The following is a 12418-nucleotide window of genomic DNA, read 5'->3' on the forward strand; positions in this document are numbered from 1 at the left end:
ACCGTCGCCTTCCACTCCGCCGGCGCTCCGCTCCAGGCGCCGGTCAGGCCGCACCGGCGCGTCAGGCGGCGCCGCGGTTCTTGGCGGCCATGCAGATCCGGGCGAGGTCGTTCAGGGCGTCGGCGCGGCGCTCGTCGAGGGAGCGGCGGTCACCCGGGCCCGCCTCCGCGAGCGTGTCGATGACCAGGGAGAACACCGGCCACTCGGCCGGGCCGATGGCGCCCTGGAAGTCGATGCCGTCCTCGAGGTCGTCGAGGTCGAGGTTGCGGGCGAACGTCGCGAGCGCGGCCTCGGCGGCCACCACCCCGATGCGCATCGCCAGCGCGGCCGGCTCGCGGTCGAGGGAACGCACGGTGCTGGAACCCATGGTCGACAACATAGAACATATGAGCGAGCCACGTCGAACGTTTGCTCGAAATAGTTCCGGCGAAACGCGCGAATCAGCCGGCGATGGCGTGCTGGAACAGGTACGTGTGCGTGAAGTGCAGCTCGCCGTCGACGCGGCTCGGGCGCATGCCGGTCGCCGGGCCGCCGGAGAGCTCGTCCTCCAGCTCGCGGCGGATCCGCCCCGCGACGTCGGCGGGCGTCTGCGACAGCTCCAGCCACGGCCCCAGCGGACGGGTGAAGTCGATCGACCGGGACCGCTTCACCTCGGCGCCGGCGTCGGCGACGAGGGCGGCGATCCCCGCCCGGGTGAGCATGGTGCCGTGCGAGGGGTCGCGGAGCCGCTCGATCCGGTCGGGGTCGCCCTCCAGGCCGTCCGGGCGGACGAGGTCGGCGACGATCAGCGCGGCGCCCGGCCGGCTGACCCGCGCCATCTCCCGCACGACGGCGGCGGGGTCGGCGACCTGGTGCAGGGAGAAGCGCGTCACGACGAGGGTGAAGGAGCGGTCGAGGTAGGGCAGCGCGGTCGCGTCGCCCTCGGTGAAGGTGACGTTGGTGAGGCCCCGCCGGTCGGCCTCGCGCTTGCCCTCGGCGAGCATCGCGGGGGTGAGGTCGAGGGCGGTGACGTGCCGGACGCGGTGGGCGATCGCGAGGGAGACGAGCGCGGTGCCGGCGGCGACCTCCAGGACGTTGTCGTCGAGGTCGAGTTCGGGATCCATGAAGCGGACGAGGTCGTCCAGGTGCCGGGTGAACGCGGCGTTCAGCCGCGGGTCGGCGAACCCGGCCGCCTGCTTGGAGAACTCGCGTACGACCTTGTCGTCGTGGGTCACCGTCACGTCGCCTCCCTGGATGCGTTCCCCGGATCATCTCCGATCCCGGGTGCGCTGGCCAGAGGGGGTGACACTCTTCAGTCAACTGCTCGCCCCCGAAGGACCGGGCTCGTCAGCTCGGTCCGGAAGGGCTCTGCTTATGCTCCCGCGCTGCCCCTTACCAGGGGGGCGGTCGCGGGTCACATCGCCGGGTCGCCGCTAGGCGGGGGCCGGTTTGGGCACGTTGACGAATACCCACGCCGAGCGTGCGCGGTCGCGCACGTTGACCCCGGCGACGACGTCGGCGGGCCCAGCGAGACCGCACCGGCGACAGCGGAAGGTGCCCCGCGAAGGCCGGTTGGCCTTGGCGGTGTGGCCGCAGCGCGGGCAGCGCTGCGAGGTGTAGGCCGGATCCACCTCGATGACCGGCACGCCGGCCTGGCGGGCCTTGTAGGCGATGAACGCGCCGAGTTGGTGGAACGGCCAGGACGACTGCCGTGCTCGCTGGTCGCGTCGAACCGTGACCCGTTCGCGGATGCCCTGGAGCTGTTCCAGGGCGATGCCGCGTTCGGTGCGTTGGGCGACAGCAACGACCGTCTTGGAGATCTTGTGGTTGATGTGGGCGGCGTGCCGCGACTCGCGGCGTGCACGCTTCTTGAGGAGTTGCTTGGCCGAGCGTGTCTTCTTGGCCTGTATCTCGGCCTTCTTGCGAGCTTGCCAGCGCCGGTAGCGGTCCAGGCGCCGGCCCGAATGGTTGTCGCCGTCGCTGGTGGTGGCCAGGTTGCTGATGCCCCGGTCCACACCGATCCAGTCTCGCGGCTCGTACCGCTCGGCTTCAGGCACGTCGCAAGTGGCGACCAGGAACCACTTCCCGTCCCGGCGAACCAGGTCGGACTCGCCTTTCCGGTATTCGGTGAGCTGCTTGAGCGCCGCCTCCGAGCAGGCGAAGCGAACGTTCTTCAGGCGTCCGTCCATCGTCCAGATCGACACCGTTCGGGCGTCGTAGTTCCATGACAGGCACCGATCGTCGTAGGTGTGCGCCGCGTCCAGTCGGAAGGTGATGGGCCTGGACATGGCCTTGCGCCGCCGCTTCGCCCCCTGCTCGCCCAGGTTCCCGGCTCGGATGGTCGCCCGCAGGGTGGTATAGGCATCCACCACGCGCTTGATGACGTGCTGCGCGGCCTGCGCGCCCAGGCCCTCGGCCTTGAGCTGCCCGTAGGCCATAGACCGCAGGTCCTTGACTGACCCATTGAGCCCGTATGCGGTGAACGAGGCGGCCGATACCTGGTTCGCGCACTGGTTGACCGTGTGCAACGTGCGCTCAAGGGCCACTGTCTGCGTGGCATCCGGAATGAGCTTGACCCGCACCACGATCTTCACGTCCGTGACCATAGCATTACTGTGCGCAAGCAAGCGGTCGTCAGGCGGCGGGGACGGACTCCAGCAGGGCGGCGAGGCCGGCGGCGTCCAGCAGATCCGCCGGCCGGACGGTGGTGTTCGCGCTGACGTAGTGGAACGCGGCGCTGACCTCGCCGACGTCGACGCCCGCGAGCTCGGCCCACGCGAGCCGGTACGCGGCGAGCTGCACGGCGGCGAAGCGGGCGTCGTCGCCGGACGGGGGGCGGCCGGTCTTCCAGTCGACGATCTCGTAGCCGCCGCCGCGCCGCCGGAACACCGCGTCCATCCGGCCGCGGACCAGCCGGTCGCCGATGATCGTCTCGAACGGGACCTCGATGTCGAGGGGTTCGCGGGCCGCCCATTCCGACTCCTCGAAACGCTCCTGGAGGCGGAGCAGGTGGGCGTCGTCGGCGGCGCCCTCGTCGGCGGCGCCGGGCAGCTCGTCGGGGTCGATGAGGCGCTGCTGCCCCCAGCGGCCCTCCAGCCAGGCGTGGAACGCGGTGCCGCGCCGCGCGTACGGGGCGGGCGGGCGCGGCATCGGGCGGCGGATCTGCCGGGCCAGCGCCGCCGGGTCGCGGGCGAGCGACACCAGCGACGACACCGACAGGTGGGCGGGCAGCTCGACGAGGAGGCCGTCGCCGCCGCGGCCCCGGTCGCGTTCGGCGAGGAGGAGCTCGACGTCGCGCGCCCACGCGGTCATGCGGCCGCGGTCGGCGTCGGTCAGGCCCTCGTCGCCGGCCCACAGCCGGTTCCGTCCGGCCATCGCGTCCTCGACCATGCGGGCGGCCTCGACGACGGCCTCGTAGCGTTCGCGGGCGGACGCGTCGGTCCTGCCGCGCTCCCCCGGCGGGACGGGCCACTGGGCCTCTTCGGGGTCGGCGAGCAGCGGGTTCGTCTCGCCCTCCTCGGGCGGGTCGGCCCACATGGCGACCGTCCCGGCGCCGGCGAGGCAGACCGCGCGGACCTCCTCCAGGAACGGCGACGGCCCGAGCGGGCGCCCCGACGACCCCCACCAGTATCCGGTGGTGATGAGCAGGCTGGACGCGCGCGTGACGGCGACGTAGGCGAGGCGGCGCTCCTCGCGCAGGTCGCGTTCGGAGCACGCCTGGTCGAACGCGGCGAGGTCGTCCTTCTCCAGGCCGTTCAGCGGCGGCAGGTCGGCGCGGTCGCCGCGCAGCATGAACGGCAGGACGCGCGGGTTCGCCGTCCAGCGGGTCGCGTTCTGCGGCGGGGACGGGAAGATCGAGCCCTTCGCCGGGCCGCCGTTCTTCTGCGGCACGTACGACAGGCCCGGCACGACGACGACCGGCCACTCCAGGCCCTTGGACGCGTGGACGGTGAGCAGCTTGACGCTGTTGGTCTCGCCGACGCGTCCGGCCTCCAGCCCGAACTCCTCGGTCTCGGCGGCCTTGAGGTAGGCGAGGAACGCGCCGAGCGTCGGGTCCTCGGCGTCGCCGGCGAAGGTGGCGGCGGCGTCGATGAACGCGTCGAGGTCGGCGCGGGCGGTGACGGGGTCGAGGCCGGACCGGGCGGCGACCTCGATGTCCAGGCCGAGCGCCCGCTCGACCTCGTTGACGAGGTCGGGCAGCGGCAGGCCGACCTGCCCGCGCAGCGTCCGCAGCTCGTCGCGGAGCCGCCGCAGCCGCCCGTAGCCCTCCGGCGAGTACGCCTCGGGCGAGCCGAGGTCGTCGAGCGCGTCGACGAGGCTGCCGGTCTCCTGGTTCAGCTCGCTCACGAGCTGCCGGAGCGGGTCGTCCCCCGTTTCCGGCACCGGGTCGTCGCTCTCGGGCGGTTCCTCCGCGGCCGTTTCGGGCGGGGTGACGTCGCGCGCCGACTCCTGCGCCAGCGCCCGCGCGCGCCGTCCGAGCGCGACGAGGTCGCGGGGGCCGAGCCGCCAGCGCGGGCCCGTGAGGAGCCGGGCGAGCGACGCGCCCGCCGTCGGGTCGTGCATGACGCGCAGGGTCGCGACGACGTCCTGCACCTCCGGGACGGTCAGCAGCCCGCCGAGCCCGACGACCTCGACGGGGATGCCGCGCGCCTCCAGCGCCCGCCGGATCAGCGGGAACTGCGACCGCTTCCGGGCGAGGACGGCGACGTCGGAGTACTGCAGCGGCTCGGCCTGGAAGCCGCCGTCAGGCGCGACCGCCGGGTCACCGGACATCAGCCCCGCGATGCGCCCGGCGATCCGGTCGGCCTCGTCCTCGACGGTGGCGAACAGCGCGCACTCGACGCGCCCTCGCCCCTCGCGCCCGGCGCCGGGGACGAGCCGGGGCACCGCCTTGGTCTCCGCCCGCAGCTCCTCCTGGATCTTCGCGGCGGCTTCGAGGATCTGCTCGCCGTTGCGGAACGACCGGCTCAGCTGCACGACCGGCGCCGGCACCGGCCGCCTCTCCCCCACGGCGGGCTGCGCCGGGAAGTCGTGGGCGAACCGCAGCAGGTTCCCGGCGCTCGCGCCGCGCCACCCGTAGATCGACTGGCACGGGTCGCCGACCGCCGTCACCGGATGCCCGCCCGCGAACAGCGACTTCAGCAGGACGAGCTGCGCCTGGCTGGTGTCCTGGTACTCGTCGAGCAGCACCACGGAGAACCGGGACCGCTCGATCATCCCGACCTCGGGATGCCTGTAGGCGATCCGCGCGGCGAGCGCCATCTGGTCGCCGTGGTCGATGACCTCCCGGTCGGCCTTCGCCCGCCCGTACTTCTCGATCAGCGGCATCATCTGCTCGCGGACGGCCTGCCTGGCGAGGATGTCGCGCTGCGCCTTCAGCGGCTTCTTCACCGCGGCGAACCGCTCGTCCAGCCACGCCCCGACCTTCCGCACGTCATCAGCGGTGCGCAGGTGCTCCGAGAGGTCGCCGGACAGTTCCATGACGGCCTTGGTGACGGTGTCGGGCTGCCATTCGATGCGGTCCATCGGCCCGTCGTAGGCGTCGACGACCCGCGAGCAGATCTGCCACGCGACGGCCGGGGAGATCAGCCGCATCGTCGGCTCCAGGGCCTCGCGCAGCGCGTGGTCGCCGAACAGCCGCGCCGCGTACGAGTGGTACGTCGACACCATCGGCTCGCCGTCGAACAGCGCCTCGCCGCCGAGCCGCTCCAGCTCGTCGCCCGGCAGCACCTCGCGCAGCTTGTCGAGCCGCTTGCGGACGCGCACGCCGAGCTCGGCGGCGGCCTTGCGGGTGAAGGTCAGGCCGAGGACGCGCTCGGGCCGCACGAACCCGTTCGCGACCAGCCACACCACCCGCGCGGCCATCGTCTCGCTCTTGCCCGACCCGGCGCCCGCGATCACCGCCATCGGCGCCATCGGCGCCTCGATCACCCGGGCCTGCTCCTCCGTCGGCTCCGGGATCTCCAGCAGCCGCGCCAGCTCCCCCGGCGTGATCACCTCGCTCCCCCCGAGCCAATCAGTCGCCCACCTGCCCGCCCTCGTCGTGGACGGGACAGCAGGAGCGTACGGGACAGGTCCGACACTTGTCGTTCGCGCGCGCCTGGAAGACGTCGCTGGCCATCCCGCTCGCGACGATCTCGATCAGCTTCTTGGGCCACTCGGGGTCGGCGTCCTCGGCGGGCGGGGGCTGCTCCTGCTCGCGGGCCCTGGCGGTGAAGGCGGCCTTGCCGACCTGGATGAGCTTCGCGCCGCCCGGCTCGATCAGGCCGTGCCGCTCGAACGCGCCGAGCATCACCGCGTACTGGTAGACGCCGAGCTGCGGGTGGCGGGCCAGGTCGTCCTTCGGGACGGCCGTGGACGAGGTCTTGATGTCGATGATGACGGCGCGGCCCTGCTCGTCGCGTTCGGCGCGGTCGATGCGGCCCTTGATGACGACGCGGCCGAGGTCGACCTTGAACGACTCCTCCAGCGCGACGACCTCGTTGGGGTTGTCGCGGTGCCAGGCGAGGAACTTGTCGACCATCGCGGTCGCCTGCTCGCGCTGCTTCTCGGAGTACCAGGAGCTGCGGAAGTCCAGGTCGTTCCAGATCTGGTCGAGGCGCTCGGCGACGTGGACCTCGGTGACGCCGTCGTCGGCGCCCGCCATCTCGGCGACCGCGTGGATGACCTTGCCCATGGTGCTGAACTCGTTCGGGCCGCCCTCCTGCGCGCCGACCGCCGAGGCGAGCAGCCAGCGCAGACCGCAGGTGGTGAACGCCTCGACCTGCGACGGGGAGATGGTGATCTGCTCGTCGTCGGCGAACGCGGGGCCCTGGTCCGACAGCGCGGTGATCGCGTACCAGTTCTCGGGGCGGGCGCCGCGGACGCCCGCGCGGGCGAGGCGGGCGAGGTGACCGGCGGCGGCGCGGCGCAGCGGCTCGGGGCGGGTCGGGTCGGACACCACCGACCGCAGGTCGGCGACCAGCGCGGACAACGACAGCCACCGGGTCTTCTCGTCCAGCTGGGACTGCTCGATCGCGCCGGGCAGCAGCTCGTTGAGGAACCGGGACGGCCGTTCCTCGGTGTCGTCGCCGCCCACCGCGGTCACCACGAGCCGCTTGCGCGCGCGCGTGACGGCGACGTAGAAGAGGCGGCGTTCCTCGTCCAGCATCTTCGCGGCCATGGACGCGCCGGCCGCCGCGTCGGAGTCGGGCTGGGCGCCCGCGGCATGCTCGATCAGCTCCTCGACGCCCAGCAGCGACCCGCGCAGCCGCACGTCCGGCCACACGCCCTCCTGGACGCCGGCGACGATGACGACGTCCCACTCCAGGCCCTTCGACCGGTGCGCGGTGAGGATCCGGACGGCCTCGCCCTCCGGCGCCTGCTCGGCGAGGGTGTCGCCGGCGATCTCCTGCGCGGCGATGGTGTCGACGAACAGCTCGGGGCCCGCCTGCGGCAGCCGGTCGACGAACCGGGCCGCGTGGTCGAACAGCGCGACGACGGCGTCGAGGTCCCGGTCGGCGGACGCGCCGCGCGTGCCGCCCTTGACGCTCTGCTCCAGCAGGACGTCCGCCTGCCCGCTCTCCTGCCACACCGCCCACAGCACGTCCTCGGCGGATCCGCCGTCGTGGACGTTGCGCCGCGCCACGTCGATGAGGTTCGCGATCCGCTCGGCGGGGGCGCGCACCTTCTCGTGGACGAGCACCAGCTCGCGGGGGTCGTTCACCGCCGCGACGAGCAGTTCGCCGAGCGGCCGCTGGCCGCCCGACAGCTCCTCCAGGTCGCGCAGGGCGCGCTTGAGGCGCCGCATCGCGAGCGCGTCGGCGCCGCCGAGCGGGCCGGTGAGCAGGTCTTCGGCGACGACCTCGTCCAGGTAGCCCTTCTTCAACGCGGCCCGCAGCAGCACCAGGAACGGGCGGACGGCCGGCTCCTGCATCAGCGGCACCTCGTCGCCCGCGACGACGACGGGGACGCCCGCCTGCGCCAGCGCCCGACGCAGCACCGGCACCTGCCGGACCGCGCTGCGCACCAGCACCGCCATCCGCGACCACGGGACGCCGTCGAGCAGGTGTGCGCGCCGCAGCTCGTCCGCGACCAGCGCCGACTCCTGGCTCTCGGAGTCGGCGATGACCGCACGGACCTCGCCTTCCTCGGCCTCGTCCGGTGTGAGGAGGGCGCGGTGCTCGGCGGCGCCCGCCGAACCGGCGGGCAGGCGGCGCGCGATCCGCCGCGACGCCTCCAGGATCTCCGGCCCCATGCGGCGGCAGGTGCGCAGCGCCACCACGGGCGCGGGACGGCCGTCCAGCGTGAGGAAGCGGTTCGGGAACTCCTGGATGCCGCGGACGTCCGCGCCCCGGAACCCGTAGATCGACTGGTCGGGGTCGCCGACCACGACCAGGTCGCGGCCCTCCCCCGCCAGCAGGTGCAGCAGCGCCTCCTGCGCGGGGTCGGTGTCCTGGTACTCGTCCACGAACACCACGTCGTAGGAGTCGCGCTCGCGGATCCGGACCTCCTCGTCCGCGAGCATCCCGGCGGCCATGAAGATCAGCTCGCCGTAGTCGTAGGTGGGGACGGGATCCAGCGCGAACCGCTCGACGTAGCGCTCCATGAACGCGCCGATCGCGGGCCAGTCGTCGCGCCCGCGCATCCGGCCGAGCGCGACCAGCTCCTCCGCGGTGAACTGCCGCTCGACGGCCCGCAGCGTGAAGTCGCGCAGCTCCTCGGCGAACCCGCGCGTGGCGAGCGCCGCCCGCAGCCGCTCCGGCCAGTCGCGCGCGCCGTCGGCCAGCTCGCCTTCGAGCAGCCGCCGCACCTCGAGGAGCTGCTCCGGCCCGGAGAGCAGCCGCGGCGCGGGCTCCTCGTTCAGCACCGCGTCCCGGCGGAGCAGCGCGTACGCGTAGCTGTGGAACGTCAGCGCCAGCGGCGTCCGGGTGGTGCGGTGGAGCCGTCCGGTGATGCGTTCCCGCAGCTCGCCGGCCGCCTTGCGGCTGAACGTGAGGACCAGCACCCGCTCGGGGTCGACGCCGCGGTTCTCGATCCGGTCGACGACCGCCTCGACGATCGTCGTCGTCTTGCCGGTGCCCGGCCCGGCCAGCACCAGCATCGGCCCGCCCGCGTGCTCCACGACCCGCCGCTGCCGCTCGTCGAGCACGGGCGGCACCGCGCGCGCGGGACCCGCGCGGCGGACGAGACGGTAGGAAGCAGGCGGCACAACAGTTCATTGGAGCAGATCACCGGGGCTCCTCGGACCACAACGGGCGCATGTCGCGAAGGTGACGCGGCGCGAAACGGGTGGGACGCGGGGCTCGGCAGCCTGCACAATCCCGGAGCGCCGCGATGTGCGCTCTTCCGTTGCGGCCCGCGCAACCGATCATGAAGAGTCGCGGGACCCCCGTGCACGGAACGCGGACGGCCGCGTCCCGGGGAGGTGGGAGGTTTCGCCCCTTGTCGCCTGCGCACTGGATCTATCTCCTGGGCCTCGCCGCCCTGATCGCCACCGTGGTGGCGCGCAAGAACGTCGTGGGTCTCGCGGTCTGCGGGACGTTCGTCACGGCACTGGTCTACAGCGGCAGCGTCACGACCGGGATCGCGGCGGTGTTCAACGCCGGGATCGTCGCGGCCCGCGAGCTGCTGCCGATCTTCCTCATCATCGCGATCGTGACCGCGATGCTCGGCGCCATGCGGGGGCTCGGCGCCGACCTGATGATGGTGCGGCCGCTGCAGCGGTTCGTCCGCAACGGGCACCTGGCCTATCTGGTGCTCGCCGTCGTCACCTACCTGCTGTCGATGTCGTTCTGGCCGACGCCGGTGCTGCCGCTGATCGCGGCGATCCTGCTGCCGGCGGCGGTCCGGGTGGGGCTGCCGCCGCTCGCCGCGGCCATCGCGATCGCGATCACCGGGCAGGGCATGGCGCTCAGCTCCGACTACATCATGGGCGTCGCGTCCGGGCTGTCCGCGCAGGGCGCGCACGTGCCCGCGGGCGCGATCGCCGACCGCGCCCTGATCATCTCGCTCATCGCGGGGGTGGTCGCGCTCGGCGTGTCCTACCTGCGCGACGTCCGCACGAAGCTGCTCGACCCGGTGGTGGCGGCCGCCGCCACGCTGGACCTCGCCGCCGCCGGGGACGGCGACGTCCGCGCGGAGGCGCGCGGAGAGGCCCGCGCGGAGGCCGGCGGCGGGACCGGCTCCGGCGCGACCGCGACGCTGACCGCGACGGGCCCCGCGGGACCGGACGAGGAGCCCGCGAAGCCCGGCGCCCGCGCCCGGATCGTGGCGGTGGCGGTGCCGCTGGCGTTCGCCGTGCTGCTGGCCGTCATGCTCCTCGGCCGGTTCACCTCCCTCGTCCCCGACATCGACGACGGGCAGGGCGCGCCGCTCGTCGGCGGGACGGCGGCGCTCGCGCTGGTCGCCGTCGCGGTCGTCGCGGACCGCCGGAACTGGCTGCAGAGCTGCGCCGACCACTTCACCGACGGCATCGGGTTCGCGTTCCGGACGATGGGGGTCGTCATCCCGATCGCCGGGTTCGTCTACGTGGGCCTGTCGGACTACTCCGGCGAGATCCTCGGGAAGCCGGACGGCACGACCGGCCCCGCGCTGCTGCTGGACGCGATCGGGCACGTCCAGGACCACATCCCGCACGTGCCGGTGTTCGCCTCGTTCGCGATGCTGCTGGTCGGCATGGTGATCGGGCTGGACGGCAACGGCTGGCCCGGGCTGCCGTTCACCGGGTCGCTCGCCGGGGAGCTCGGGCACGCGTCGGGCGCCGACCCCGCCACGCTCGCCGCGATCGCGCAGAACGGCGCGAGCTGGACCGGCGGCGGGACGCTCGTCATCTGGTCGTCGCTGATCGTCGTCGCGGGCCTCACCGGCGTCCCGGTCATCGACCTGGCGAGACGGCTGTTCGTGCCGGTGGTGTCGGGCCTGGTCGTGGCCACGGCGGTCGCGGCGGTGGCGCTGTGAGCGCGGCGCGGGACGCGGTGGAGACCGCGGAGCTGGTCAGGACGGGCGCGCTGGCGGCGCGCGACGCGGTGGCGGCGGCGCTGGAGCGGATCGCCCGGCTGGACGGGGACCTCGGCGCGTTCGTCCACGTGGACGCGGACGGCGCGCTCGCCCGCGCCGCCGGGATCGACGCGATGGTGGCGCGCGGCGAGGATCCCGGGCCGCTCGCCGGCGTCCCGCTCGCGGTGAAGGAGCTGCACGCCGTCACCGGATGGCCGTACGCGATGGGCAGCGTCCTGCACGCGGACCGCGTCGCCGACCACACGTCGACGATCGTCGCGCGGGCGGTCGCGGCCGGGGCCGTCCCGGTGGGGCTCACCGCGTCGCCGGAGTTCGGGCGGGCGTCGTTCACCGCGTCCGCCCTGCACGGCGTCACCCGCAACCCGCACGCGCAGGAGCTGACGCCGGGCGGGTCCAGCGGCGGGTCGGCCGCGGCGGTCGCGTCCGGCATGGTGCCGATCGGGACCGGGACGGACGGCGCGGGCTCGCTGCGGATCCCCGCCTCCTACTGCGGCCTCGTCGGGTTCAAGGGGACGTACGGGCGCGTCCCGCGCGGGCCCCGGCACCGCGGCACCGCCGGGAACGACCACTACGGCGTCCTCACCCGGACGGTGCGCGACACCGCGCGCTTCCTCGACTGCGTCTGCGGGACGGACGAGTACGACCGCGCGTCGCTGCCCGCCCCGCCCGTCCCGTTCGAGACGGCGATCCAGGACGCGGACTTCGGCGGCCTTCGGGTCGCGTGGTCGCCCGACCTGGGCGGCGCGCCCTGCGACCCGGAGGTGGCGGCGGTCGTCGGGGACGCGGCGAAGGCGTTCATCGCCGGCACGGGCGCGCGGGAGGTGCCCGCCGGGCTCCGGCTGGAGTCCTGCGGGGCCGCGTTCCGGACGCTGTCGGTGCCGGACGTCCACGCCGAGCTGCGGAACGCGCCCCGCGACCGGCTCGGGTCCGTCCATCCGACGGTCCGCCGCTACGGCGACGCGGCGCAGGCGCTGGACGCGGACGCGCTGGTCGACGCGCACGAGGCCCGCGCGCGGCTGGTCGAGGCGCTCGCCGAGGCGTTCGGCCGGTTCGACCTGCTGCTGACCCCGGCGACGCAGGCCCCGGCGTTCGCGGCGGAGGGGCCGATGCCGACCGAGATCGCCGGGCGTCCCGTGGACCACTGGGGCGCGCTGGCCGTCACGTTCCCGTTCAACCTGTCGGGGCATCCGGCGGTGTCGGTCCCCGCCGGTCGGGCGGGCGGCGCCCCGACCGGCCTGCAGATCGTCGGGCGGCGCCACGAGGACGCCCGCGTACTCGCCGCCGCGGCGGCCTTCGAGCGCCTGCGCCCCTGGTCCGCGGCCTGACCGGCGCCGGGGGGGGGGGCGCGGGGGGGAGGAGCAGCCCCGGGCCTGCGGGCTGCGGGGCGGCGAGTTCAGCAACAAGGGTGGTGGGGGGGGCGGGGGCGGCCGGGTGTGGGGCG

7 protein-coding genes are annotated in these 12418 nt (G+C 74.1%); 2 read left to right on the forward strand and 5 right to left on the reverse strand.

Annotated features, from left to right (window positions below):
- Window positions 1-61: 61 nt before the first annotated feature.
- From AB0C78_RS41215 to AB0C78_RS41235, 5 genes are all read right to left on the reverse strand, one after another.
- Window positions 62-367, reverse strand: a complete 306-nt coding sequence (locus AB0C78_RS41215) for a hypothetical protein (RefSeq protein ID WP_360759050.1) — start codon at window positions 365-367, stop codon at window positions 62-64.
- Between the two features lie 73 nt (window positions 368-440).
- Window positions 441-1220 carry a methyltransferase domain-containing protein gene (locus AB0C78_RS41220; RefSeq protein WP_360759052.1) on the reverse strand — a complete coding sequence of 260 codons (780 nt, stop codon included), beginning with the start codon at window positions 1218-1220 and terminating at the stop codon, window positions 441-443.
- A gap of 192 nt (window positions 1221-1412) precedes the next feature.
- Window positions 1413-2573: a transposase gene (locus tag AB0C78_RS41225; protein WP_360759054.1), complete on the reverse strand. Its 1161-nt coding sequence runs from the start codon at window positions 2571-2573 to the stop codon at window positions 1413-1415.
- A gap of 40 nt (window positions 2574-2613) precedes the next feature.
- Window positions 2614-5976, reverse strand: coding sequence for an ATP-dependent DNA helicase (locus tag AB0C78_RS41230; protein WP_360759056.1), 3363 nt, complete (start codon window positions 5974-5976; stop codon window positions 2614-2616).
- 19 nt (window positions 5977-5995) lie between these two features.
- The gene (locus AB0C78_RS41235) at window positions 5996-9169 is read right to left on the reverse strand and encodes an ATP-dependent DNA helicase (RefSeq protein ID WP_360759057.1); all 3174 of its coding nucleotides are present in this window, start codon (window positions 9167-9169) and stop codon (window positions 5996-5998) included.
- A gap of 233 nt (window positions 9170-9402) precedes the next feature.
- Here AB0C78_RS41235 and AB0C78_RS41240 point away from each other — a divergent pair, with 233 nt between their 5' ends.
- Both AB0C78_RS41240 and AB0C78_RS41245 read left to right on the forward strand, forming a co-directional pair.
- On the forward strand, window positions 9403-10917 hold the full coding sequence (locus AB0C78_RS41240; RefSeq protein ID WP_360759059.1) for a hypothetical protein: 1515 nt from the start codon (window positions 9403-9405) through the stop codon (window positions 10915-10917).
- On the forward strand, window positions 10914-12302 hold the full coding sequence (locus AB0C78_RS41245; RefSeq protein ID WP_360759061.1) for an amidase family protein: 1389 nt from the start codon (window positions 10914-10916) through the stop codon (window positions 12300-12302). The genes AB0C78_RS41240 and AB0C78_RS41245 overlap by 4 nt, the downstream gene beginning before the upstream one ends.
- Window positions 12303-12418 lie beyond the last annotated feature (116 nt).

The sequence above is a fragment of the Actinomadura sp. NPDC048394 genome (assembly GCF_040651755.1).
Classification (GTDB): domain Bacteria; phylum Actinomycetota; class Actinomycetes; order Streptosporangiales; family Streptosporangiaceae; genus Spirillospora; species Spirillospora montaniterrae.